The sequence below is a fragment of the Cohnella cellulosilytica genome, assembly GCF_042431195.1.
Classification (GTDB): Bacteria; Bacillota; Bacilli; order Paenibacillales; family Paenibacillaceae; genus Cohnella; species Cohnella cellulosilytica.
Window position 1 is genome coordinate 37,285 of record NZ_JBHMDN010000034.1, and the last position, 24,338, is coordinate 61,622.

Genomic DNA, 24,338 nt, shown 5'->3' on the forward strand with positions numbered 1-24,338 from the left:
GACAAAAATCAGTGTACTTGTACCTATGAATTAAGTATAATAAAGGAAAGTGGTTTCGGCTAGCGGTTCAATCCAAACAGACAAGGGGCGCGTTCAGGCATGAAGGCTGAGTACATCAACCCGTTTTTGGAATCCGCGCGGATGGTGATCGAGCAGATGGTGCAAATTCGTCCCAGCACGGGACAGCTCTCGATTCGGGATATCAAGTTCGCGGAAAACCATGTATGGATTCAAATCGGACTAACGGGTCATTTGACCGGAGATATCGTATTTGGACTGAGCGAATCGGTGGCCCTGCGCATCGTGTCCGCGATGATGGGCGGTTACGCCATTACGGAGATCGACGATATGAGCAAAAGCGCGATCTCGGAGCTGGGCAACATGATCAGCGGCAACGCCAGCACGATGCTTTACAATCAAGGCGTTCACGTCGACATTACCCCTCCGAAGATTATGGAGGCGCACTTCGCTTCGGCTACCGGGGCTACGAGGGCGCTGGCGGTTCCCCTGATTATGGACGGAATCGGAGAGATGGAGATTCAAGTTCTGATCGCCTGATACATAGGTTCGAAGGCCCCGTCAGGGGCTTTTTTCATGGGCCGATTCGGCTGGATGCGTAATTTGTCCGGGAGGGGTTATGATGAGAGTAGAGCTGCGCGGCAAAGTGGCGCTCGTCACCGGAGCGTCGAGCGGCATCGGAGCGAGGCTGGCCGTTCTGCTGGCCGAACGGGGAGCGATTCCCGTTCTGACGGCCCGTTCCGTGGACAAAATGGAGAAGCTGGCCGCCTCCATCCCCGGAGAGCATGCGGTATACGGGATGGACGTTCGTTCGGACGAGCAGGTTCGCGACACTGCGGCGCGGATCGTCGAGCGGTACGGCAAAATCGACATCCTGCTGAACAATGCGGGATACGGGGAATTCGTCCGTTTCGCGGACGCTCCGATCTCCCATTTTCAAGAGATGATGGACGTCAACTACATGGGCTCGGTTCGCTGCGCGCACGCCGTGCTGCCTTACATGCTGAAGGCCGGTCAAGGACATATCGTCAACGTCGCTTCGATGGCGGGAAAAATGGCGACCGCGAAGTCGACCGGCTACTCCGCGACCAAGCACGCCGTGCTCGGCTTTACGAATGCTTTGCGCCAGGAGCTGCAAGGGACGGGAGTCGCCGTCTCGGCGGTGAATCCGGGCCCGATCGATACGCCGTTCTTCGAGCGCGCCGATCCGGACGGGCAGTACGTGCGCAACGTAAGCTGGTTCATGATGCCGCCGGATAAAGTCGCGCGCGCGATCGTATCGGTTATCGAGAAGCGCAGGCCCGAATTGGACCTGCCTTGGACCGCGGCCGTCGGAGCGAAGTTTATGCTGCTGTTTCCGCGGCTCGGCAACGCGCTGTTCGGAAAGCTGACGAATCGAAAATAGGTTTTTATGAGATAAAGGGGTTGTAAGGATGGACTTTGTTGCTTTGGGGTTAAACGAGACGCTGGCCGGCAAGCTGGCGGCCTCCGGAATTACGCAGCCGTCCGAGGTTCAGCGCCAGGCTTTGCCCGCGCTGCTTGGCGGCAGGGACGGCGTTCTGATCTCGCCGACGGGGACGGGCAAGACGCTGGCGTATTTGCTGCCGCTGCTGCAGAGCGTCGACGGCTCGCGCAAGGAGGTGCAGGCGCTCGTGTTGGCGCCGACCCAGGAGCTGGCGATGCAGATTATGCGCGAGGCGGAGGCCTACGGGCAGCCGCTCGGCATTAAGGCCGCGGCGCTAATCGGCGGCGCTTCGCTCGCGCGGCAGCTCGAACGGATGAAGAGCAAGCCCGCGCTGATCGTCGGCACGCCGGGACGCGTGCGCGAGGTGGCGAACACCCGCAAGCTGTCGCTGCATGCGGTCGGCTTTGTCGTCGTCGACGAAACGGACCGGATTTTTTCCCTTGGGGGCAGGGGCGACGTCGAGCATCTGCTGAAGCTGTGCTCTCGCGAACGACAGACCGTCTTCGTGTCGGCAACCCGGTCGCAGGCGATGCGCGAGGCGGAGGTGAAATGGCAGAAGGACCCGTGGGTGTCCGATGTGACGGAGCAGGAGAGCGAGAACGGGCTGTCGGCTACGCTTAAGCATTGGTATTTCCTTGGCGACCGGCGCGACAAGATCGATCTTGTCCAGAAAATCGTCCGTCATATGAAGCCGTCTTCCGCGCTGTTGTTCGTCAACGATACCGAGAAAATCGGGGAGCTGCTCGCCAAGCTGCGTTACGAGGGCCTGTCGGTCGACGCGCTGTACGGCGACACGAGAGGCCAGGAGCGCGGAGAGGTGATGCAGCGCTTCCGCAAAGGGCGCACGAGGCTGCTGATCGCGACGGACGTCGCGGCCAGAGGGCTCGACCTGCCCGGGCTGCCGCTCGTCATCCAGCTGGAGCCTGCGCTCGACGCGGATCATTATGTTCACCGCTCGGGGCGGACGGCAAGGATGGGACGCGAGGGAACGTCCGTAACGCTGATCGCCCCGGAGGAGCGCTTTATTATCGACAAGCTGGAGAAGCAGCTGGGCATCTCGATCGAGCCGAAAACGCTGTACGAGGGACGGGTCGTGTCTTACGAGGAAGGCATGGCGAGCAGAGGAACCGGCGGCAGGGGCCGCAAGGCGCATGCGGGGGACGGTGCCGCCGCGAAGGACGGCCGCCCGGGATGGAAGTCGAAGGCCGAGTACCTGGAATCGCTGGAAGCACGGAAGCCGCAGCGGGACGAGGCGGCCTCCGAGCGCGCAGGGCACGTTCCGACTGCCGATCCGGTACGTCGACAGCCGTCGTCGAGAGCCGGCGGCTCGCCGGTCGCTTCCACGGCTAAGCCTGCGGCCAAAGGTGCGTTGCCGACCGGCAAGGGCGCTTCGTCTTCCGGCAAGGCCACGCCTGCGTCTAAAGAGGCTTCGACGGTTGGCAAGGGTGTGACTGCGTCAAAAGCGGCTTCGACGGGTGGGAAGGCCGCGCCTGCTACCAAAGCGGCCCCGTCTGCTGCCAAGTCCAAGCCGGGCAAAACAAAGTCGGAACGCGCACGAGACCAGAAGAACAAGGGCGCTCCGAAGTGGCTGAAGGCGAAGCGTGAAGCGGCCTCCGCGCCCAAGCAAGACTAAAATCTGCGACTAATTCGTTCGCGCGCATACTTTCCCGGAGCCGCTGCGAAACGTTACTCCAAAGAATCGCACATTGGCGAGCTTGGCTGGGGCGTTTGAGGGATGTTACTCAAAATCGGCTATCGTCGAGGAACATGGCGTGAATGGCGAGTCGATGTGCTAAAGAATCGGTTATCGTGGCGGAAAATGTGCAGAATGGCGGGTCGATGTGTTAAGAAATCGGCTATCGCGGCGCAAAATGTGCAGAATGGCGGGTCGATGTGTTAAGAAATCGGCTATCGCGGCGGAAAATGTGCAGAATGGCTGGCCGATGTGCTAAAGAATCGGTTATCGCGGCGGAAAATGTGCAGAATGGCGGGTCGATGTGCTAAGAAATCGGCTATCGCGGCGCAAAATGTGCAGAATGGCTGGCCGATGTGCTAAGGAATCGGTTATCGCGGCGGAAAATGTGCAGAATGGCTGGCCGATGTGCTAAGAAATCGGTTATCGCAGCGAAAAATGTGCAGAATGGCGGGCCGATGTGCTAAGAAATCGGTTATCGCGGCGGAAAATGTGCAGAATGGTGGGGCGGTGTTCTAACATAGAGGCATCGGCGCACAAATGGGATGTTTTCGGAGGATGTTAAAATAAGCCGTCTTCTGCGCTGCGGTTCGCGAACCGGGCGGAAGGCGGCTTTATTTGGCATTATTGCGGAAGACCCTCGACTTCTGCGAGAGTAGGCATGCCGTCCTGGGCGCCGAATTTCGTAACCGACAGGGAAGCGGCTCTAACCGCGAAGCGGAGCGCGTGCTCCGTATCCCAGCCGGAGGCGAGCCCGTAGGCGAAAGCGGCGTTCAGGCAATCGCCGGCCCCGGTCGTGTCGACGGGCTGTACCGGCGGCGCGGCAATCGTCTCGGCCGCGCCGTCCTTGACGTAGGAGGCCCCGTGCTTGCCGCGGGTAAGGATGACGGCATGGCCGTAACGGCTCGTCCATTCGGACAGTCCCATCTCCCAATTCGCCGGCGGCATGTCGTCTGCGGCCTCTCCGTCCCCATATGCGCCGAGAATGGCGAATTCGGTTTCGTTGGGCGTAATGTAGTCGGCGGAGCGGAGCATCTCCTCGGGCAATCTTCGCGCCGGAGCCGGGTTAAGAATCGTCCGAACGCCCGCTTGCCTGGCAATGCGCAGCGCGGCCGCGGCCGCTTCGAGCGGGATTTCCAGCTGCACGAGCAGTACGTCGGCTTGGGCGATCAAGTCGCGCGACCGTTCGACCCGCTCCGGCGTCACCTCGCCGTTCGCTCCCGGAACGATGACGATGCTGTTGTCCTCGTGCGTATGGAGAATCGAGGCGATTCCCGTCGCGGTATCTTTCAGGACGTCGATGCGGTCCGTCAGGACCCCGTTTTTCCTCATCTCGTCCACGATTGTCGTTCCGAACGGATCGCTGCCGACGGCGCCGATCATATGTGCTTCGGCTCCCAGCCGGGCGCAGGCGACCGCCTGGTTCGCCCCTTTGCCCCCGGGAATGAAATGGACGGATTCCCCCTGGAGCGTCTCCCCGGTTTGCGGCGCCCGGTCGGCGGTGACGACCAGATCCATATTCAAGCTGCCCACCACGACTATGCGGGGACGTTTCATGCTGACCACCTCGTTGGTTTTTCTTCCTATCATCGCATGAAACGGCCCGCTGCACCAGCTTCAAAAATTCGGATCGCGTAACGCTTTGTCGCAGCGATACAACCGGCCGCGGCATATCCGCGCTTAAGGGGCGGCGAGGAAAAACCGGCATTCGCCGCCCCGACAGGACGCGAAAAAGCAGCGCCCGCGGCGATTGCGCGAGCGTTGCTTTCGTCGTCCGGACCGTCACCGGTACGTTTTCGTTTTCAGCTCGTCCAGGCTCTTGAACTCGTAGCCCTGGGCGCGCGCGGCGTCGATAATGCGGCCTAGCGCTTCGGCGTTGTCGCGGGAGACGGAGTGAAGCAGAATAACGGCGCCGGGGTGCAGCTGGCCCATAACGCTGTCGTACGCGTATTTCCACCCTCGCTGCGCATGAACGTCCCAATCCTTGTACGCGACCGACCAGAATACGCCGGTATACCCGAGCTCCCGGCAGACGCCCAGCATCCGATCGCTGAATATGCCTCGCGGCGGCCGCATGTACGGCATCTCCGGAACGTTCGTAAGCTCCGCGACTCCTTGCTTGACTTGATCCATTTCGCTGCGGATCCGTTCCGCTCCGACCTGGCTCAAGTCCGGATGGCTCCAGGAATGGTTGCCGACCAGATGCCCCTCTTTCGCCATTCTCCGCACCAGCTCCGGCTGGTCCTTGACGAAATGTCCGGTCACGAAAAAGGCGGCGGGAACCCGCTTGTCCCGAAGAACATCGAGAATGCCGGGGGTATAGCCGTTCTCGTAGCCGTTGTCGAAGGTCAAGTACAGCTCCTTGCTGTCCGTACTGCCGAGGAAGATGGCTTCCTGCTTCCGCAGAACCTCGATGAAGCCTTCCTCCGCGATGGACGGCAGGCTTCCCTGCTTGCTCTTTTTGAATCCGAAGTGATAAGGGGAATAAGGGTTGGCGGCGGCGGTCGAGGTCAAAATCAGACAAGCGGCCGCCAGGCAGCTCGCCAAGACGGTAAACAAACGGTGGGACATAAACGTCGACACCCTCCTTGCGAACATGGTTCTTAATACCATGGTACGAAGGAAACGGAATTATTCATGATCGGCTGCGGATTCCGGCGGCGGGTTCCTACTTGAGCCTTATTTCGCGTTTTGGGCCTTGCCAGCGAGGGGTATTTCCCTGAATGCTATGTATACGGGCAATCCCCGTAATAAGCTCGCTGCAAAGGAGAGGCCTCACGATGAAACAGATGCAACCGGTCCTTAAGAAGACGGCGGCGGCCACGCTGGCGTTGGCCATGCTTGCGGGAAGCGCGACCGCGGCGATGGCTTCGGCGAAATCGGATCAAGGCTCCAAAAACCGGCACGACGACAAACGCGGCAAAAACGGCATTCATTTGAATTATAAAGACGTGAACGGCAAAGAGTGGAAATGGGCGTACGGGTCGATTGTCAGACTCGCCTCCCAAGGCGTATTCAACGGTTACGGAGACGGCAGCTTCAAGCCGCGCAACAACATCAGCCGAATCGAGGCGCTGGTCGCCGCGGTGCGTTTGCTGGGACTTAAGGAAGAAGCCGAAAAGCCGGAAAACGCAAACGCCAAACTGAATTTCAAAGACTTTGCCCAACTGAAGAAAAAATACGGCTGGGCGGTAGGTTATGTCGCCGTGGCGCTGGAGAACGATTTGTTCTCCGAGACGGACGCGGCGGTCGAGCCCGATAAGCCGGCCACCCGGCTCTGGGCGTCCGTTCTGCTCGTCAAGGCGATGAAGCTGGAGGGCGAAGCGAAGCAAAAGATGGATACGGAGCTGCCGTTCCGCGACGCGAAGGAGATTCCGGCGGGCTCCGTCGGATACATCGCGGTGGCGCTGGAGAAAAATCTGATCAAAGGCTACGACGACAAGACGTTCCAGCCCAATCGTCCGGTCACGCGCGCGGAGCTGGCTTCGCTGCTGGACCGCGTCGATCGGCAGCTGCCCGAGGAGGGCAGGGCGCAAGCGATCGTCGGCAAAGTCGAGACGGTCGCGGGCAACGCGTTGACGGTGAGAAAAGCGGACGGCACGGCGGAGACGGTAGCCTTCGACGGCAGCGTGTTCATTTTCCGCGATAACGTTAAAGCGCCGATCTCCGCGCTGCAGCCCGGAGACGAGGTGCTGGTGCGCACGTACGAGGGGAAAGCGGTGTTCATCGAAGTGACGAAGACGGCCGCGGCAAGCGCGCAGTTCGTCGATAGCGGCACGCTCGGCTCGTTCACGCTCGGTCCGGACGGCAAATTGGCGACGATCTCCGTGCACAAAACGTCGGACGGCGTCACCCATATCATTATCTACGATGTGGACCCGAACGCGACGATTAGCGGAGGCGCGGGCTTGTCGCCCAACGCGAACGTCGTCGTCCGCGGATCGAACAACATTGTGAAGACGATCGAAATTCAGGCTTGACGGGTCGCATTCGGTAGAAAAACAAAAAAACGGCGAGTCGGGGAATTTGCCCGATCCGCCGTTTTTGCTTGCCTGAAATACGCACTTCATCCGTTCGAAGTTCGGATTCGCGTATCGTATTTTATTTCATCGATGTGACGGCGTGGGTGCTCCGGGAGTTCGCGCAATTTTTTAACGAGGTGCCCAATTGGTCGATCAGCGCGCTGGCTTTGCGGGGGCTGGCCGAGGGCGGGAAGAACACGGCATTGACCGCCTCTACGAATCTTCTGGACACGGGACGACGGCGACGCCCGAAATGATCGCCGATTGGGAGGAGCTTTACCCGGCCTGCCGCTTTTCCGTGACCGTGCGCGCCCGAATCGACCCTACCAACTTCACGGTCTGAAGCCGCCTTTTTTGTAAGCGTGCCTTACTCCCGCTATAATAAAGGGAACAAAGGCATTTGTGCTGTTTATCGGGGAGGCAGGAAGATTGGTGGTATCCGAACAAGGGAAGGCGGGCGAGTCCGCGCTTGTGATCAAGGAGCTGACGGGGGGCTACAGCAGGCGCAGACCGGTGCTGCACGGCGTATCGATGTCGCTGAATCGCGGCGAGCTGCTGGGCTTGATCGGGCTGAACGGAGCGGGGAAGAGCACGGCCATCAAGCATATTCTAGGACTGATGATTCCGCACGGCGGGGAGGTTCGGGTGGCCGGAGTGACGTTGGAGGAGAACCGGGAGCTGTATCGCTCCTCCGTCGCTTACGTGCCCGAGCAGCCGTCGCTGTTTCCGAACTTGACGGTGAAGGAGCATTTGCAGTGGACCGCGATGGCTTACGGACTGGAGCCGGGAGCCGCCTGGGAGCGGGTCGACAAGCTGGCCGCGACGTTCCGGATGACCGAGGCGATGAAGGCGCTGCCCGATACGCTGTCCAAAGGGATGAAGCAGAAGGTCATGCTGATGAACGCTCTGCTCGTGCAGCCCGCGCTGCTGATCATCGACGAGCCGTTCCTCGGATTGGACCCGCTGGCGATCCGGGGACTGATCGGAGCGCTGGACGAGGTCCGGGAGCAGGGCACGGCGATTCTGCTCAGCTCGCATATTTTGCCTGCGCTCGAACGCAAGGCGAACCGGCTCGTCGTGCTGCACAAAGGCCGGCTGATCGCGGAGGGCTCGCCGAGGGAAGTGATGGAGCAGGCCGGCTGCTCCGGAGCGGACGCGACGCTGGACGATGTGTTCGAGGCGTTGGTCGAAGCCGCGGAAGGGGGCCGCGCGGGTGGGTAACGTCTCGCACGAGGAACAGGGCGCCTTCCTGCGTTCGCTTCGTCGGGAACGCGCCGCGGCTTTCCGGCAAGAAGTCGTGCCGTATTCCCGCTATGTGATCCAGAGCGGGTTCGGCTTGTTTGCGTCGGCGATTTTTTTCGCGGCGCTGATCTGGTATACGGATTTGCTCAAGGCGGTGCCCTCCGATTGGCCGGCGAAGCCGGTCGGAGTCGCCGTCCTCTCGCTGGCGGCGATTCGCGCGCCGCTCCGCACTTATTTGCGTCCTGCCGATCCGATTTTTCTGCTGGCGATGGAAAACCGCGTGCTCGGACGGTATATCGGGGACGCATTGCGCATCGCGTTGGTCGCGGGCGTGCTTCGGATGCTGGCCGTATTCGCGCTGTATGCCCCGATCTATAGCCGCGCGCCGCAGACGGCCGGGCTGGTCGATACCCATCCGCTCGTCGCGCTGGCCCTTGCCTGCGCGCTGCTGGCCGGCTTTAACGTCTACGGCGGCTGGCGCGAACGCAGAATGGCCGCGCGATTATGGCGAATCGGGCTGAAAGCCGTCCGCGTGCTGCTGACCGTGGCGGCGGTCGCGGCGCTGCTGCTCAAGCCGTTGGGGCTGGCGATTCCTTTCGCGGCGGTCTGCCTCGTCGTTCTGGCGCTGCTGTGGCGTCTGCCTCCGCAGCATGCGCTGCCTTGGGACAGGCTGATCGAAGAGGAGGCGTCGAACCGCCGCAGATGGATGGGTTTTCTCAGCTGGTTCGTGGACGTGCCCTCCGAGACGGCCAAGCCGGCTTACCGCCGCTGGATCGCGTGGGCCGGCGATTTCGTTCCATGGAGCAAACGCCGGGCGTGGCACTATTTGTACGCCAAGACGTTCCTTCGCGGGGAGACCTTCGGGGCGCTGTGGAGATGGGTCGTCGTTACTTGCCTGGTGCTTGCCGTATCGGGAAGCGCGCTGCTGGACGCGATCTTCTTCGCCGTCTCGGTCGTCGTCTGCGGCCTGCAGCTTAGCGAGCTGAAGCGGGTGCGTTTCGTGGAGACGGCGGATACGCTGCCGATCCCTCCGCAGGGCAAGCTGCCCGCGGCCGCGTCGGTCTCGCGCTGGTCCGGCATCGCGGCGGTCGCGATCATCGGCATTGTCGGGCCGGCGACCGCGGGGCTGGGAACGGCGTTGGGCAATTCCGGAGCGGGGGATGCGCTGCGGTTCGATTACTGGCTGGCGGCGCTCGCGTTCGGTCTGCTCTGGTGCGGCTGGTGGATGCCGCGCAAAATCGCGAAGTCCAACGACGAGGACGATCTGTAATCGGCATCGGCGGTAAAAAAAGGCTTCTCGCATCGGCGTTATTCCTGCCGAATCGAGAAGCCTTTCATTCCATTTCCGTCGGGTTACGCGTTGCCCGTTTTCACATCCAGCACCGCTTTGTAGATCCGGTCGAACAAATCTTCCAGATCGGCTTCCTCGATGCAGGAGAAGGCGACGCGAAGATCGGTCTCGCCCAGCGCGATCGTGCCGACGCCGTAAGCGCTCAGCAGGCGTTGGCGTACGGCTTCCGCGTCGACCGTCAAATTCAGGCACATGAAGTAGCCGGAGTTGAACGGATAATACGTCCATACGTCGCCGTATTTGCCGCTGTCGAGCAAGTCCTTCACTTTGTTGGCGCGGCCTTTCATAATGCGGAATTTCTCTTCCTTCTGCGCTTGAAAACGATCCGATTTGAGCGCCCGCAGAATAAACGTCTGGGAAGGATGAGGGCCGCTGGAAATCGTGGAACGGATGTTGCCGATCGTCTTCTGCTCCAGCGCCGTCAAGCTGGCTTCGCTCAGTCCGCCGTAGGTGATGAAGCCGACGCGGAAGCCCCATACGTATTCTTCCTTCGTCGCGCCGTCGACCTTGACGGCCAGCACGCGCTCGTGCAGCCCGCAGAGCATGCCGAACAGCGATTCCTGCAGCGAATCTTCGAAAAACAGGCCGAAGTAGGCGTCGTCGGTGACGACGACGACGTTGATGCCGGCTTCCGCAGCGTCGCGAATCGCGGCGACGATCTCGCGGCCTTCCTCCGCTCCGGGCGTGTAGCCGGTCGGGTTGATCGGGAAGTTGAGCAGCACGATCGCTTTGCCTTTGTCCTTCCGGGAGAGCAGCGCGTCGCGCAAGCCTGCCGAGTTAAAGCGGTTGTCGGCGTCGTACAGCGGATAATACACCATGTCCGCGCCGCGGCGAACGCCGAAGGTCAGCTCGTAGTTTTCCCAGTTTTTGTCCGGTACGATCACCGCGTCGCCGGCGTCCGCGAACAGGTCGGAGACGATGCTGAGACCGTGCGTCAGCGCGTTCGTCACAACCGGCAGGCTGATCGTTTTGTTCCCGATGGACGGGTTTTCCGCCAGCATTTTATCCCGCCAGACGGTGCGGAGCTCCGGTTTTCCCCCGGGAGGGGCATATTCGTAAAGATCCTTCGGATCGTAGGCGGACAGCGTCTCCTGAATGACCTCCAGGTGCATCGGTTTGCCGTTCTCCGTCGCGATGCCGATCGTGGCGTTATAGGTGCCCGCTTTCTGCTTCGCTTCGGCAGATTGGCTCAGAATGCCGAGCTTGGGCATATAGATGGCTTTGCCTAGGCTGGAAAGCATTTCGGCAGCGTGCGGATTGTCTCGGGCAATCGTCTCGTTCAACTGCTGGGCAAGAGGATTCATCACTTTCATCCTTCCAATTGTCATTAGCAGATATTATACACCATTGACCGGGGAGCGTCATTGTATGGGAGCGTTTTCTCGGAAAAAAAGGAGCGAGATTTCATCCGTTTTCAATGTTTTGTTTCATAACCCGGAGTCTTGCTCCGGCGTGGATGGGAGCCGCCGCTTTTTGGGTGCCGCGTCGCGGATTCGCGCGACCGTATCCGCGTCTCCCGGCAGCCCCCGCTCGAGCAGGCCTTCGACGATTTTCTCCCGCTTGGCTTCCGGCACGTTCTGGCCGAACTTGAACTTGCCCGTCAAGCTGTCCGGGTCCAGGCGCATGACCGCTACGCCGCGCAGGGACGACGCGTAGCGCGGATCGGACGCGTCGATCGGCGCGTGCCCGCCTTCCGGCTGCATGCCCCGCAGCAGCGCGCCGAGGGCGGCCGCTTTCTCTTCGGCTTCCTCGACCTGGACGATCGTGCCGCGAATGCGCGCAGAGCGGAAGAATACCGTTGCGGGACAGGCCAGATAAGGATCGGTAAAATGGGAAGGAATAAAAGCATGCGCCTCGTAGACAACGAATTCGGCCCGGGGATCGCTGGCCAGCCCCGCCATTTTCTCTCCGTGCTTGCTGCCGTGGAAATAAACCGCGCCGTCCTGCCACGCGTAGTTCAACGGAACCGCCTTCGGCCAGCCGTCGGCGCCGACGAATGTCAGCACGCCGTCGTGCTTCTCCATCAGGAAATCGATGCATTCCTGCTCGTCGGCTTTGAATTCTTTTCTTCTCATGGGACCAGCTCGCTTTCGTTTCGTTGTGAAACAGTGTACGCTGTGCATTGACAAGAGAAAAGATCCATTTTACAGTAAAATGACTAGTCCATTTCTCAAGAAGGTAGAGCGTATGTCCTCTCCGTTTGCTTATTTTGCCAAGCTGTCCGATTGCGGCAGCAAACATCTGGCCATGTATTTGGCCATTCGGGAAGCGATCGGCCAGGGAAAGCTGTCCCCCGGCGAGAAGCTGCCTTCCACCAGACAGCTGGCCGCGCTGTACGGCTTGTCCCGCGGAAGCGTCAGCCTGGCGTACGAAATGCTGTCCGCGGAAGGGTTCGTGCAGGCCGGGGTCGGACAGGGCACTTTCGTCGCCGGAACAGAGCGGGAGGAGACGGGAACCGGGCCGTCTCCGGACGGCCGGGAGAGCGGCGGCGAAACGGTCCCCGAGCCTCCCCGGCTCACGAAATGGGGGCTCAGACTGCAGGAAACGCAGTCAGCGGCGCCACGGTCGGACGGATCGGAGGGGCATTACGACGGGGATCGCCCGGCGGACGAAGCGGATGTCGTCTCGTTCGTTCCGGCCGGTCTCGGCCCGGATCGTTTTCCCTGGCACGAGTGGAAGGCGGAGGTCGCGCAGCAGTGGCGAAGCTTCGGGGCTTCCGGCGCGGCCGACGGGCACGGGACGGAAGGAAGCCTGGCGCTGCGCAAGGCGATTGCCGGCAGATTGCGCCGGGAGCGGGGCATTCCATGCCGGGAGGAGGATATTGTCGTTACATCCGGATCGATGCAGGCGATCGCCCTGCTGTCCCAGCTGCTGCTGGAGGAGGGAAAGGCGGCGGTCATCGAAAATCCCGGCTACGTCGGCACGAGAAACGCGGTGAAGGCGACCGGGGCGGCCATCGTCGCGGGGCGAACGGATGGCGGCGGCATCGTGCCGCGGGATTGGGACGCGGAGCTGCTGTTCGTCACGCCAACGCGGCAGTTTCCTACGGGCGTCGTGCTCAGCTACGAGCGGCGGCTGTCGCTGCTGGCGTGGGCGTCCAGGCGCGGCGCCTGGATCGTCGAGGACGATTACGACAGCGACTTCCGCTGGGGAGGGCGGCCGATCGAGCCGCTGAAGGCGCTGGACCGGGAAGGCCGGGTCGTCTATGTCGGCACGTTCTCCCGCTCGATGAGCGCGAGCATGAGGATCGGCTTCGCGGTCGTTCCGCAGGAGCTGATGCAGCCGTTCCTGCTCGCCAAAAAGCTGTACGATCCCTATCCGACGGGCATCGCGGAGCAGCAGGCGCTGGCGAACTGGATGTCCTCGGGCGGCTACGACCGGCACATGCGCAAGATGCGCCGCGTGCTGGGCAAGCTGGAGAATAAGCTGCGCGCTTGTCTGGATGCGGATTTGCAGGGGCTGTTCACGGCGTTCCCGTCCGATGCGGGCTTGCACGTGTACGCGAGATGGGAAGGAACGGAGGAAGCTTACCGCCGCCTGCTCGAAGCGTGCTTGCGCCGCGGCGTGAAATGGAAGGACGGATCGGCATACGACATCCCGGTCGGAGAGAAGCCGCCGCCCTCGGCGCTGTTCGGCTTCTCCCATCTGAACGAGCGTCAGATTGAAGACGGCGTCCGCCGCATTCGGCAAGCGGCGCTTGCGCTTGGCGAGCTGCGCGCAAGCCCGGAACAAGGAGGGAACGTTCATGATTAACCTGTCTCCCGCATCTTTCGTGCTGCATTCGGCGTTCGCCAAAATCTCGTGCGAGCCGGGCTGGAAGTGGCAGAAGCGGGAAAAGCCGCTGGCCAACTACGACATTTTCTACGTATGGAGCGGCGAAGGAGACCTGTCTCTGAACGATAAAATGTACAAATTGGGCAAGGGGAGCTGTTTTCTGTTTCGCAAAGGGGACCACACCTGGGCGACGCACAATCCGCAAAAGCCGCTCGTGCTGACGTATATTCATTTCGACGTGTCCGAGGCGGCGGAGGAGGTTCCGAAGCCGTATCGCGTGTTGGAGGATACGTTCGATTTCGAGCACCTGCTGTCCAAGTACGTGCGCTTGTTTCTCGTAAAAACGTATGCGGCCGAAATCGAGGCGCAGCTCATTCTCAAGCAGTTGGTGATCCATCTGCTGCGCCACGACCGCCAGGAGCCCGTCGAACGCAAGGTCAGCAACCAGCTCAGCGAGAGCATTCGCGAGGTGGCGAACTATATTATGCAGCATCCGGGGCAAGCCCACCGCGTCGAGGATCTGGGCAAGCGGGCCGGTCTGTCCTCGCGGTACTTCTCGATCAAGTTCAAGGAGCTGATCGGCATGTCCGTGCAGACGTATATGATTCGGGCGCGCATCGAGCGCGCGCAGCATCTGCTGCTGCACGCCGGCATGAACGTGACCGAGGTGGCCGATGCGCTCGGATACCGCGACATCTTCTTTTTCAGCCGGCAGTTCAAGCAGTATACAGGGAAAAGTCCGTCCGAAATCCGCTAATCCGTTCTCTTATAGAGAAAAAGCCCGTCGGCGCCGTTTTTATCGGCTGCCGGACGGGCTTTTCGGGATCAACGTGCCAAGCTTTTCTCCCATGCGCACTTTGTCTCCCAATTTCAGATCCGGACGGGGCTTTAACGTGCCGTCCTCGGTGAGCAGAACGATGGTGGAGCCGAATTCGAAGTAGGCCAGCTCGTCCCCGCGGCGCAGGCGATCGGGCTTCGGATCGACGTATCGGATGCTGCTGACGTTCAGCGCTCCGACTTTCACGACGGCGACTTCGCCGCCCTCGTGAGAAATATAAGAGACAAGCCGCTCGTTGCGGGACAGCACGCGGCGCATCGAGACGAGGCCGAATTCGTTGACCGGGTACACTTTGCCGGGAATAGGCTCGCTTTCCACCAGCTCGCCGTCGCAAGGAGAGTGAATGCGGTGATAATCGGTCGGACTCAAATACAGCACCCAGAAGTAGCCGTGCCGATATTGGGAAATTCTCGGAGAGCCGTTCAGCAGCTCCTCGACCGTATAGTCTTGTCCTTTGATCTGCAGCATCATGCCGTCTTCGATGACGCCGCAGCCGGTAACGAGCGCGTCCACCGGACTCGTCAGGGCGTCGGGCGCGGGATCGACGGGCCTGCGTCCCGGCTTGAGCCTGCGGGTAAAAAATTCGTTCAGCGAGCGGTACTCCCCGATCGCTTTCTCCGCTTCCTCGACGGGAATGCCGTAGATCGCCGCGAAGCGGGGAATCAGGAGACGGCTGAAGGACGATTTGGCGAACCGCCCCGTCATGCGGGATACGAATTTGCGCGAGGACAGCTCTGTCATAATACGCAGCAGCCAACGGGTCATGCGACCGAGCACTCCTTTATCGATAAACTCATTCCCGAGAATTGTGACATAACCCCGTATAAAGTGCAATAGCCCCTTTGTCCAGCGCCGGGGTAGACGCCGTAACCCTTCGCCGGAACGGCGTATATGCTGGAGCGAAAGCCTGCATGCAAGGAAACGATGCGGATAGAAGCAGGCGAGGGAGATGGGTCGATGCTGAAAGCCGCATTCATTACGCCGGGCGCGTTTCCGGTTCCTTCCGCGATGGGAGGCTCGGTCGAACGCGTGGTCGAGAAGGTCGTTCCCGCGCTTGTTCCCCGTGTCGACGCTACGATCTACGGCAGAAAAGGGAAACGGCTGCTTGCGAGGGGGAATCTGCACGGCGCGAAGGTGGAAAGATTCCCGGCCGCGAACAAGGGCGAATATTTCCGGCGGGTATGCGGACGGCTGGTCCGTTCCAGGCCGGACGTGATCCAGGTCGAGAATCGTCCCCTGTGGGTGCCCAGGCTGAAGCGGCGGTTTCCGGGAAGCCGGATCTGGCTCAACCTGCATTCGACCACGTTTATCAACGCCCCGTACTTGACGCCCGCGCAGCGTAAAATCTGTTTGCAGGCGGCGGACTACGTACAGGTGAACAGCGAATTTCTTCGCTCTTATATTCAGACGCGCGTTCCGACAGCGGCGCATAAAATCCGGGTTAACCATCTGGGCGTGGACGTGTCGCGATTTTACGGAAGCTCGGCGCCGGAGGGGGCGGCGATGCGCGAGGAGATGCGGGCCCGTCACGGCTGGGGAAACCGTCCGATCGCCATTTACGTCGGCCGGCTCGTTCCGCAGAAGGGCGTCAAGCATTTGCTCGCGGCGATCCCGCTCATTCGGGCCGCGGTGCCCGACGCGCTGATCGTAATCGTCGGCAGCGCGCGATACGGCTCGCACCGGGAGACGGGACACGTCAGGCGGCTGCACCAGATCGCGAAGCGGATGAAAGGCCATGTGCATTTTCAGCCCTACGTGTCCCATCGCGATATCCCGAGATGGTTCGCGATGGCGGACGCGGCCGTCGTGCCTTCCGTCGGCCGGGAGGCGTTCGGGCTCGTCAACCTGGAGGCGATGGCCGCGGAGCTCCCGGTCGTCGCCACGCGCGCCGGAGGGATGAAGGAAATCGTCGTGGACGGCTATACCGGTTTTCTCGTTTCCACGGACCCGGTCTCGATCGCGTCGGAGCTGGCCGGCAAAATCGGCTTTTTGCTGGCAAACGGCGAGGTACGCCGGGAGATGGGGCGGCGGGGCCGGGAAAGGGTATTGACGAATTTCCAATGGCGTCATACGGCCGACCGCTGGCTCGGCTTCCAGAACGAATGAATCGTTAAAAAAGAGACGCAAGCCTCTCCCTGGGGAGGCTTGCGTCTTTTTGCCGTCGGCGGGACCGGCTTCGCTTACGAATGCTCCAGGTGCTGCAGCGTTTGCAGAAAAATCTGTTCGATATGCGAGTCGTCGAGCGAATAGAAGACGGTTTTGCCGCTTTTGCGGCGCTTGACCATGCGCATGTTGCGCAAATATCTGAGCTGGTGGGATACCGCGGATTGTCCCATGTCCAGCAGCTCGGCCAGATCGTGGACGCACAGCTCCCGGTGCAGGAGCGCGCCGATCAGTCGGACTCGCGTCGGATCTCCCAGCGCCTTGAACAGCTCGGCCAATCGGCCGGCGGAATCCTCCGTAATCATGAGCTGCCGCACGTCCTGCAGCCGAAGGTCGGAGTGGGTGCAGCCTTCGTCACATCGTTCGAGCACGATTTTATCCACGAGTGTTCCTCCTTGCGGCTGGTTGCGATCGTTCTTTCATTATAACGCAACGGGAGACGGACGGAAACAAGGCGATCCCGCCGCGGCCCCCGGGAGGAGGGACAGTCGCCCATCCTCGTGACGCGCCCATGGGTGAATGCATATGATACTGGAGAATTCGACGAACAGGAAGGAGAGGGACATGAAAAGGAAACGAACGGGCAAAGCTCCCAAGTCGCGAAAGCCGCTCTACTACGTCGACGATCCGAACAAACTCGAGCTGAAATGGCTGGATGACATACAAAAATCGAAAAAAAAGCCGATGAACGTTCACGGATCGTCCGCAGCGGCGCCGGAGAGCCAGGCGGTTGAAAAGCCGAAACGCGACGCGGTTCAGAAGATTCAGAAGGGAAGGCCCGACGTCCCGGCTTCCGGTACGGCCCAAGCGTCCGGCGCAGCTCAAGCGTCCGACGGCCCGTCGCTGTCGGAGACCGTATCGACGCCCGAGGAGACGGAGGAGCTCGTCGCCATCGCGACCGCTTCGCCCCCGGGGCTCGAATCGACGGATGCGGCTTCGCAGCCGGAAATCGTCTCGATTGTCGAATCGCTAAGCTCGGAAAACGAACGGTTAACGGATGAGCTGGCGGCCATGATGAACAAGGCGTCGGAGGGGAGCGACTCGTCCGAAGAGGAAGCGGCGGAGCGGGAGGCGCGGCAAGCCAAGCTCGAGGAGAAAAGAATGCCGACGCGTCCGGCGCCCCTCGTCTATACCGACGATATTGCCGACGAAGCGATTACCGGAGAGAAGCTGGCTCCGTTCGCGGTGAAGGCGACGCATCTGGCCGCCGACTCCGTCGCTTCCGATTCCTTGGCGGATTTCTCCGTGACGGCCATTAAGCTGGCGGACGGTTCGGTGACGTCCTCGAAGCTGGCTTCGGAATCGATCATCGGCGACCATCTGACCAAAAATTCGATTTCCGGCCAGAAAATCCGCGACCGCTCGATTACCGGCGAGAAGCTTCGCGACGGAAGCGTCTCGTCGGAGAAGCTGGCGGACCGGACGATCAGCTCGGACAAAATCGCCGAAGGATCGATTCAATCCAAGCATTTGTACGCTTCCGTCATCACTTCGGAACTGCTGCAGGACCAGAGCGTTACGTCCGAAAAAATTCGCAGCGGCGCGATACGCAGCGAGAACCTCGCCAACGAAGTCGTGGACACCTCGAAGCTGGCCGAAGCATCCGTAACGACCTCGAAGCTGCGCGACGGAGCGGTGACGAAGGAGAAAGTGGCGCGGGGGGCGATCGAATCCCCGCACCTGACCGAAGGGCTGATCGTAGCCGACCATGTGGCGTTGGGGGTGCTGCAGGGAAAGCATTTGGCTCCGCGGTCCGTCGCGGCGGAGCATCTCGGAGACGGAGCCGTAGGGACAAGGGAATTGGCGGAAAGATCGGTGGCCGGGAGCAAGCTCGCGCTCGGCTCCGTGCTGTCCGAGCATCTTCGGCCGGGGACGGTAAAGGCCGACCATCTCGGGGACGACGCCGTTAGCTCCAAGCATCTCCAGGACGGATCGGTCACGGCTGCGAAGCTGGCCGATCAGTCGGTCACGACACTGAAGCTCGTCGATCAGGCGGTTACGTCGACGAAGATAGCGGACCAGAGCATCGTCTCGGCGAAGCTCGGGGACGAAGCCGTGCAGACGCGGCATATCGCCAAGGGAGGCATTGCGGCCGAGAAGCTGGCCGACGGGGCGGTGGGCGAACGCCATCTCGCGGACGACGCGGTTAACGGCCGTCATCTGGCCGGTCAATCCGTCGGCCGGGTTCATCTTGCGGACGGCGCGGTCGGCCCGGTCCAGCTGGCGGCGGATACGATTCAGTCCGCGCACGTTCTGGAAGGGGCGATCGGAACGCCTCAGCTGGCCGAGGAGGCCGTCACCTCGGCCAAGATGGCGGACAACGCGGTCGCCAGCCGTCATCTGTCGTCCGCTTCCGTGACGACGGAGCATCTGGCCGACGCGAGCGTGACGTCGGCCCAGCTGGCGGCGGGCGCTCTGAAGCCGCAGCACTTCAGCGAGGAGTCCGTGCCCGGAGAAGCGCTGGCCGCGAATTCCGTTGCAGGCAGACATATTCGCGCGGGGACGGTAGAGGCGGCCCATCTCGCGAACGGTTCGGTCGGCACGGCGTCGCTCCAGATTGAAGCCGTCACGGAGAAAAATCTCGCGCCGGGAGCGGTCGGCGAGCGTCAGCTCGGCATTCGCTCCGTATTTTCCCATCATCTGACCGATCATCTGATTACTTCGCTGAAGCTGTCGCCGGAATGCGTGGCTACGGATAAGCTGGCGGATTTGGCGGTGACGACGGCCAAACTGGCGGACGACAGCGTGAACGCCGACAAGCTGTCCGAGAACGCGGTGTTCGACAGGGCTCTGCAGGATGGCGCCGTGACCGGGCGGGCCTTGGCCGAAGGCGCCGTCTCCTCGAAGCATGTCATGCCGAAGGCCGTCAAGCGGCCGCATCTCGGCGAAGGAGCGGTTGCCACCGCAAGCCTGGAGGACGGCGCCGTAACGGCGGATAAACTGGCGGACGGCGCGGTTATGCCGCGGCATGTGGCCGCGGGCTCGGTGGAAGCCCGCCATCTGGCGGAGCAAGCGGTATTGGGGATTCATCTGGCCGACAAAAGCGTGCGCGGATTCCACCTGGGCGAAGGCATCGTAGACTCGGGCAAGCTCGCGGACGGCAGCGTGGACGGAGACAAAATCGCGCCCGGCGCGGTGAAGGAGCTTCATATCGGGGAACAGTCGGTTTCCGCGGCACAGTTGCAGCCGGATGCGGTGGGGGCGACGCACATCGGCCCGGAAGCGGTGAACGAACGTCACTTGGCGGCCGGCAGCGTACGGGAAACGGCGATCGGCAAGGATGCGGTCACGGCGGATAAGCTGGCCGAAGGCAGCGTAACGTCCGGGAAGCTGGCCCGGCTCAGCGTCGGCGCGGAGCATCTGCAGGTCGAAAGCGTCAGCGGCAAACATCTGAAGCCCGGGGCGGTGCACGGCGTCCATCTTCACAAAGGCACGATCTCCATCTCCCACCTCGCTCCCGATCTGCTGGATCTGGCCAAAAACGGCGAACGGCGCATCGACGCGGAGCGGCTGGAGCCGAATGCCGTCAGCTCCGTCCACATTAAAGAGCGGACGATTACGGAGGATAAGCTCGCCGACGGCTCGATCACGAACGCCAAGCTGGCGGACGGGAGCGTGTCGAAGGAGAAGCTGCTGCGCGGCGCGGTAACGTCCGACAAGCTGGGGAACGGCAGCGTCGGAACGGAGCAATTGGCCAAGGACTCGGTGACGGAGGACATTCTGGCGGCCGAGAGCGTAACGACCGACAAGCTGGCGGGAGGTTCGGTAACGGCCGACAAGCTGGCTTACGACAGCGTCGGCACGTCGCATTTGCTGCCCGATTCGGTCACTACGGAAATTTTGTCCGCCGGCTCGGTGGCGTCGGATCAACTGCTCGACGGCGCGGTGACGATGGAGAAGCTGGCCTACGGCAGTGTAAATACGGGGCAAATAGCCGTCGGCGCCATTAAGACGGAGCTTCTCGCCGACGGGAGCGTGACGGATCGGAAGCTGACGGACGGCGCGGTAACGGCCGATAAGCTGGCCTATGGCAGCGTAGGAACGAGCAAGCTGGCCGACGGCTCGGTCGTGTCGAATATTCTGGCCGACGGCGCGGTGGCGTCCGACAAGCTGGCCGCCGGATCGGTAACCGGGGAGAAGCTGGCCTATGGCAGCGTCGGCACCTGGCACATGGCCGCAGGCGCGGTCGTAACGGAGAGCTTGGCGGACGGCAGCATTACGACCGACAAGCTGCTCGACGGCATCGTGACGACCGATAAGCTGGCAGGAAGCAGCGTGGGCACCAGTCAGCTGGTGACGAACTCGGTGACGGAGGACGTTCTGGCCGCGGGCAGCGTATCGTCCGCCAAGCTGGCGGATGGCGCGGTAACCTGGAGCAAGCTGGCGTCGGGCAGCGTGGGATCGGAGCAGCTGGCAGCGGCAGCGGTGCGGACGGACGCGTTGGCGGATGAAGCGGTGGGAACCGCCAAGCTGGCGGACGGCGCGGTAACGTCGAGCAAGCTGGCGGAGGGCAGTGTAAGGACGGAGCAGTTGGCGGAGGGAGCGGTGCGGGCGGACGCGTTGGCGGACGAAGCGGTTGTAACCGTCAAGCTGGCGGATGGCGCGGTAACGTCGAGCAAGCTGGCGTCGGGCAGCGTGGGAACGGAGCAATTGGCTCCGGGAGCGGTGCGGACGGATGTGTTGGCGGACGGAGCGGTGGCAACTGCCAAGCTGGCGGATGGCGCGGTAACGTCGGGAAAGCTGGCTCCCGGCAGCGTGGCGTCCATTCATCTGGCAATAGACGCGGTAACGGAAAGCCGGCTGGCCGACGACAGCGTCACGACCGCCAAGCTGGCGGACGGCGCCGTGACGACGGATAAGCTTGCCGGGGGCAGCGTCGGAACCAGTCAATTGGTGGACGGAGCGGTGACGGCCGCGAAGCTGGCGAGAGGCTCGGTCTCCTCCGAGCAATTGGCGGACGGTTCGGTGATCTCGAGCAAGCTGGCTTCGGGCAGCATCGGGACGGAGCAATTGGCTCCGGGAGCGGTGCGGACGGATGTGTTGGCGGATGGCGCGGTGGAAACCGTCAAGCTGGCGGACGGCGCGGTGACGCCGGAGAAGCTGGCTATCGGCAGCGTAGGGACGGAGCAGTTGGCGGAAGGCGCGGTCACGACGCACAAGCTGGGCCGGGGAGCGGTCGGGGTGGAAAATCTCTCGGACCCGCTGTACCATTTCCTGAACTTCGCCGGGGCGGATATTACGGAGGAGCGGATTGCCGACGGCGCGGTAACGTCGAGCAAGCTGGCGGAAGGCGCGGTCGGAACGGAACAGCTCGCGGACGGGGCCGTCGCAAGCGAGAAGCTGCGGGACGGCTGCGTCGGAACGGAGCAGCTGGCTCCCGGAGCGGTCAACGGGGAGAAAATCGCGGTCAAGAGCGTAAGCTCCTCGCACATTATTCCGCGTTCCATTCTCGGTTACCATCTCGGAGAGCAGACGATCATCTCCAGCCACTTCAAGCCGCAATCCGTCACGGACGTTCAGCTGGCCGACGGCAGCGTCGGCGAATCGAAGCTCGCTCCCGAAGTGCGCGAACGGCTCTACGGATTGAAGCAGCCGGACGTTAGCCCGGTCGCGGAGCCGCCAACGCCGCAGGAGCCGGCGCCGGGCAGCGTGAAGGGCGAGCATCTGGCCGACGGCAGCATAAGCGGAGCGAAGCTGGAAGCAGGAGGCGTGAAGAGCGAGCATCTGGCCGACGGCAGCATAAGCGGAGCGAAGCTGGAAGCAGGAGGCGTGAAGAGCGAGCATCTGGCAGACGGCAGCGTAAGCGGAGCGAAGCTGGAAGCGGGAGGCGTAAGGAGCGAGCACCTGGCAGACGGCAGCATAAGCGGAGCGAAGCTGGAAACAGGAAGCGTGAAAGGCGAGCATCTGGCAGACGGCAGCGTAAGCGGAGCGAAGCTGGAAGCAGGAAGCGTGAAGAGCGAGCATCTGGCAGACGGCAGCATAAGCGGAGCGAAGCTGGAAGCAGGAAGCGTGAAAGGCGAGCATCTGGCAGACGGCAGCGTAAGCGGAGCGAAGCTGGAAGCAGGAAGCGTGAAGAGCGAGCATCTGGCGGACGGCAGCGTAAAAGAAGAGAAGCTGGCGTTCTCGCCTGTGGCAAGTCCTTGGCCAGGAGTGGGCGTACTGTTCGGCAATCAAACGTATGCTTTTGAAGGCGGGAATGAAACGATGAAATTAACGATATCGTTCCCGGGAGCTTTTTCCGACAATTCTTATACGTTGGTTGCGATGTCGGATCATCCCGCCTGCAGCTGCATTCTTGCCGAGAAACGTCCTCATGAAGCGGAATTGATCATATATAGAACGCGGTTGGGCCCCGACCCTCAGGGAGTTATTCAATGGATTGCGCTCGGCAGCAGAGCGAATTCATAGTATACGGTACGAAGTCGTTGCGTTTTCATGCATCTAGAGGCTGTCGCCTAAGCAATTCAAGTTGCTGTGAAAGATAATCGATCATAAAGGTGCATGGTGTATATACCTCCCTACGATGCTATACGCCCCTGAAATCTGAATGGGTAAACCCGTGATAGGGTAATTTCAAGAGCGTATGAGGCAGTCTCCGGGAGGGATATACACCTTCTTTATTTATCGATTATCTTCAGCAACTCGGCTTATGGGACAGTCTCTTCGTTTTTTTGTCAGCCGCAAATGTTAAGGAGCTTCGGCTGCCGGCAAAGTATGCTGTCCGCCGCGGCTTATCTGACTCCACTTGATGCGGTTTGCGGGCGACGGCGAAGCCGTTCTGACGAACTTTGTATTCCCCGAACCGTCCTCGTGCAGGATCGAGCTCTATGCGTCCGGGGACGGGAGCGCGGGGGGAAGCGTTCGCCGTCAGCCAGTCTCTTAAACGACCAAAATAAGCGAAAAAAATCGGCAATTTGGTTGCGGGCAATCTCCAAAAACCACGCCTTGATCGCTGCATTCCCCTGAAAGGAGCAACTCCTGCGGAGAACTGCTGCAATACGATACACCCGATGAGATTTATAATCGCCCGCTTAGTCGGAAGGTTGCAGAAATTGTCGGTCATCCTTCCGACGAAGAAATGGCCGAGGGAACGGCAACCGTTAACGGGACGGTCATGTCGATCGAATTGATAGGAAGAGGCGTGCTGCTGAAGGTGAGGGTGGACTCTCAGCATTCGTCATGATCGAGTTCATTGGTTCGATGCCTATTCGGGCCAACACTGGATATGAAAATCAATCTATCAAATAAAAGGTTGTTAGATACATAACGTGGGAGAGAAGCGAAGTTGGCGCTATACGGGGCGCGCATGGTTATTTGTTTCCCGCTCTTTTGATCATTACGGTGTTCTGTCTGTATCCGGTGATCAAGTCGGTTGATCTCGTTTTATATGTGCGCTATGACTATTATCGCAATATTGTTTATGAAAGAGGATTTGATAATTTCGGCTATGTGATCAACGATCCGGAATTTTGGCTGGAGGCGAAGAACACGTGCATTGTGGTCGTACCGGTCGTGCTCCTTTCTATGACTCTATCGCTTGGAATCGCTTATTTCCTGCATGCAGGCGGTGCGGAAGCCCGTGTTATTCAAACCGCGTTTTTTCTGCCGCTGGTCGCTTTATTCGGAGGGAGCCGCGCCGGACTCATGGACCGGGGACTGGCCATCGTCTGGAATTGCTTCTGCTTCAGCCTAAGTTTTATTCGTGATTGTATTTGTTCTAACGGCTATTCAATTAAGGATTAGCGACAAACGCAGCTTTTGGAAAGTGGGCC

General features: G+C 61.1%; 19 protein-coding genes. 13 read left to right on the forward strand and 6 right to left on the reverse strand.

The genetic code is table 11. The annotated features are described in order from the left end of the window. The first annotated feature begins 99 nt into the window (after positions 1-99). The 3 genes from ACFFT4_RS23420 to ACFFT4_RS23430 all read left to right on the forward strand — a co-directional run bounded on the left by ACFFT4_RS23420 (position 100) and on the right by ACFFT4_RS23430 (position 3,116). On the forward strand, positions 100-558 hold the full coding sequence (locus tag ACFFT4_RS23420; protein ID WP_378051314.1) for a chemotaxis protein CheX: 459 nt from the start codon (positions 100-102) through the stop codon (positions 556-558). 82 nt (positions 559-640) lie between these two features. Beyond that, positions 641-1,423, forward strand: coding sequence for an SDR family NAD(P)-dependent oxidoreductase (locus ACFFT4_RS23425; RefSeq protein ID WP_378051315.1), 783 nt, complete (start codon positions 641-643; stop codon positions 1,421-1,423). 28 nt (positions 1,424-1,451) lie between these two features. Continuing rightward, positions 1,452-3,116, forward strand: a complete 1,665-nt coding sequence (locus tag ACFFT4_RS23430; protein WP_378051316.1) for a DEAD/DEAH box helicase — start codon at positions 1,452-1,454, stop codon at positions 3,114-3,116. Between the two features lie 684 nt (positions 3,117-3,800). Here the strand turns inward: ACFFT4_RS23430 and rbsK are convergent. Together rbsK and pdaA are read right to left on the reverse strand one after the other, a co-directional pair. Beyond that, positions 3,801-4,733 carry a ribokinase gene (rbsK, locus tag ACFFT4_RS23435; RefSeq protein ID WP_378051317.1) on the reverse strand — a complete coding sequence of 311 codons (933 nt, stop codon included), beginning with the start codon at positions 4,731-4,733 and terminating at the stop codon, positions 3,801-3,803. Between the two features lie 225 nt (positions 4,734-4,958). Further along, positions 4,959-5,747, reverse strand: a complete 789-nt coding sequence (gene pdaA, locus ACFFT4_RS23440; RefSeq protein ID WP_378051318.1) for a delta-lactam-biosynthetic de-N-acetylase — start codon at positions 5,745-5,747, stop codon at positions 4,959-4,961. Between the two features lie 209 nt (positions 5,748-5,956). On the opposite strand from pdaA, the gene ACFFT4_RS23445 reads away from it, so the two are divergent. The 4 genes from ACFFT4_RS23445 to ACFFT4_RS23460 all read left to right on the forward strand — a co-directional run bounded on the left by ACFFT4_RS23445 (position 5,957) and on the right by ACFFT4_RS23460 (position 9,710). Then, complete coding sequence (locus ACFFT4_RS23445; protein WP_378051319.1) at positions 5,957-7,156, forward strand: S-layer homology domain-containing protein; 1,200 nt, start codon at positions 5,957-5,959, stop codon at positions 7,154-7,156. Between the two features lie 187 nt (positions 7,157-7,343). Beyond that, on the forward strand, positions 7,344-7,541 hold the full coding sequence (locus ACFFT4_RS23450; protein ID WP_378051320.1) for a hypothetical protein: 198 nt from the start codon (positions 7,344-7,346) through the stop codon (positions 7,539-7,541). A gap of 86 nt (positions 7,542-7,627) precedes the next feature. Then, positions 7,628-8,419: an ABC transporter ATP-binding protein gene (locus ACFFT4_RS23455; protein ID WP_378051321.1), complete on the forward strand. Its 792-nt coding sequence runs from the start codon at positions 7,628-7,630 to the stop codon at positions 8,417-8,419. Next, complete coding sequence (locus ACFFT4_RS23460; protein ID WP_378051323.1) at positions 8,412-9,710, forward strand: ABC transporter permease; 1,299 nt, start codon at positions 8,412-8,414, stop codon at positions 9,708-9,710. The genes ACFFT4_RS23455 and ACFFT4_RS23460 overlap by 8 nt, the downstream gene beginning before the upstream one ends. Before the next feature lie 83 nt (positions 9,711-9,793). Here the strand turns inward: ACFFT4_RS23460 and ACFFT4_RS23465 are convergent, their stop codons facing one another. Together ACFFT4_RS23465 and ACFFT4_RS23470 are read right to left on the reverse strand one after the other, a co-directional pair. After that, positions 9,794-11,095 carry an aminotransferase class I/II-fold pyridoxal phosphate-dependent enzyme gene (locus ACFFT4_RS23465; RefSeq protein ID WP_378051324.1) on the reverse strand — a complete coding sequence of 434 codons (1,302 nt, stop codon included), beginning with the start codon at positions 11,093-11,095 and terminating at the stop codon, positions 9,794-9,796. A gap of 123 nt (positions 11,096-11,218) precedes the next feature. After that, entirely contained in the window at positions 11,219-11,866 is a 648-nt protein-coding gene (locus ACFFT4_RS23470) for a pyridoxamine 5'-phosphate oxidase family protein (protein ID WP_378051326.1), read from the reverse strand. Positions 11,867-11,978: 112 nt separating this feature from the next. Between ACFFT4_RS23470 and pdxR the strand changes: the two genes are divergently transcribed. Both pdxR and ACFFT4_RS23480 read left to right on the forward strand, forming a co-directional pair. Beyond that, positions 11,979-13,544: a MocR-like pyridoxine biosynthesis transcription factor PdxR gene (gene pdxR, locus ACFFT4_RS23475; RefSeq protein WP_378051327.1), complete on the forward strand. Its 1,566-nt coding sequence runs from the start codon at positions 11,979-11,981 to the stop codon at positions 13,542-13,544. Next, positions 13,537-14,322: a helix-turn-helix domain-containing protein gene (locus tag ACFFT4_RS23480; protein WP_378051328.1), complete on the forward strand. Its 786-nt coding sequence runs from the start codon at positions 13,537-13,539 to the stop codon at positions 14,320-14,322. Before pdxR ends, ACFFT4_RS23480 begins: the two co-directional genes overlap by 8 nt. 39 nt (positions 14,323-14,361) lie before the next feature. Here ACFFT4_RS23480 and asd read toward each other — a convergent pair whose 3' ends face one another. Then, positions 14,362-15,168: an archaetidylserine decarboxylase gene (asd, locus tag ACFFT4_RS23485; RefSeq protein WP_378051329.1), complete on the reverse strand. Its 807-nt coding sequence runs from the start codon at positions 15,166-15,168 to the stop codon at positions 14,362-14,364. A 192-nt stretch (positions 15,169-15,360) separates the two neighbouring features. Between asd and ACFFT4_RS23490 the strand changes: the two genes are divergently transcribed. Beyond that, entirely contained in the window at positions 15,361-16,509 is a 1,149-nt protein-coding gene (locus ACFFT4_RS23490; protein WP_378051330.1) for a glycosyltransferase family 4 protein, read from the forward strand. Between the two features lie 74 nt (positions 16,510-16,583). On the opposite strand, the gene ACFFT4_RS23495 is transcribed toward ACFFT4_RS23490, so the two are convergent. After that, a complete protein-coding gene (locus ACFFT4_RS23495; protein ID WP_378051332.1) occupies positions 16,584-16,949 on the reverse strand; it encodes an ArsR/SmtB family transcription factor in 366 nt (121 codons plus the stop codon). 181 nt (positions 16,950-17,130) lie between these two features. Between ACFFT4_RS23495 and ACFFT4_RS23500 the strand changes: the two genes are divergently transcribed. The 3 genes from ACFFT4_RS23500 to ACFFT4_RS23510 all read left to right on the forward strand — a co-directional run bounded on the left by ACFFT4_RS23500 (position 17,131) and on the right by ACFFT4_RS23510 (position 24,309). Beyond that, positions 17,131-22,974 carry a WIAG-tail domain gene (locus ACFFT4_RS23500; RefSeq protein WP_378051333.1) on the forward strand — a complete coding sequence of 1,948 codons (5,844 nt, stop codon included), beginning with the start codon at positions 17,131-17,133 and terminating at the stop codon, positions 22,972-22,974. A gap of 340 nt (positions 22,975-23,314) precedes the next feature. Next, positions 23,315-23,449, forward strand: a complete 135-nt coding sequence (locus ACFFT4_RS23505) for a GH32 C-terminal domain-containing protein (RefSeq protein ID WP_378051627.1) — start codon at positions 23,315-23,317, stop codon at positions 23,447-23,449. Between the two features lie 431 nt (positions 23,450-23,880). Next, entirely contained in the window at positions 23,881-24,309 is a 429-nt protein-coding gene (locus tag ACFFT4_RS23510; protein WP_378051334.1) for an ABC transporter permease family protein, read from the forward strand. Positions 24,310-24,338: the final 29 nt, after the last annotated feature.

Bases quoted from the DNA above. Each gene is read 5' to 3' on its own strand.
- asd (WP_378051329.1), bottom strand. From the start codon at position 15,168: ATGACCCGTTGGCTGCTGCGTATTATGACAGAGCTGTCCTCGCGCAAA.
- ACFFT4_RS23430 (WP_378051316.1), top strand. From the start codon at position 1,452: ATGGACTTTGTTGCTTTGGGGTTAAACGAGACGCTGGCCGGCAAGCTG.
- ACFFT4_RS23505 (WP_378051627.1), top strand. From the start codon at position 23,315: ATGCGGTTTGCGGGCGACGGCGAAGCCGTTCTGACGAACTTTGTATTC.
- ACFFT4_RS23445 (WP_378051319.1), top strand. From the start codon at position 5,957: ATGAAACAGATGCAACCGGTCCTTAAGAAGACGGCGGCGGCCACGCTG.
- pdaA (WP_378051318.1), bottom strand. From the start codon at position 5,747: ATGTCCCACCGTTTGTTTACCGTCTTGGCGAGCTGCCTGGCGGCCGCT.
- ACFFT4_RS23420 (WP_378051314.1), top strand. From the start codon at position 100: ATGAAGGCTGAGTACATCAACCCGTTTTTGGAATCCGCGCGGATGGTG.
- pdxR (WP_378051327.1), top strand. From the start codon at position 11,979: ATGTCCTCTCCGTTTGCTTATTTTGCCAAGCTGTCCGATTGCGGCAGC.
- ACFFT4_RS23425 (WP_378051315.1), top strand. From the start codon at position 641: ATGAGAGTAGAGCTGCGCGGCAAAGTGGCGCTCGTCACCGGAGCGTCG.
- ACFFT4_RS23480 (WP_378051328.1), top strand. From the start codon at position 13,537: ATGATTAACCTGTCTCCCGCATCTTTCGTGCTGCATTCGGCGTTCGCC.
- rbsK (WP_378051317.1), bottom strand. From the start codon at position 4,733: ATGAAACGTCCCCGCATAGTCGTGGTGGGCAGCTTGAATATGGATCTG.
- ACFFT4_RS23470 (WP_378051326.1), bottom strand. From the start codon at position 11,866: ATGAGAAGAAAAGAATTCAAAGCCGACGAGCAGGAATGCATCGATTTC.
- ACFFT4_RS23500 (WP_378051333.1), top strand. From the start codon at position 17,131: ATGAAAAGGAAACGAACGGGCAAAGCTCCCAAGTCGCGAAAGCCGCTC.
- ACFFT4_RS23490 (WP_378051330.1), top strand. From the start codon at position 15,361: ATGCTGAAAGCCGCATTCATTACGCCGGGCGCGTTTCCGGTTCCTTCC.
- ACFFT4_RS23465 (WP_378051324.1), bottom strand. From the start codon at position 11,095: ATGAATCCTCTTGCCCAGCAGTTGAACGAGACGATTGCCCGAGACAAT.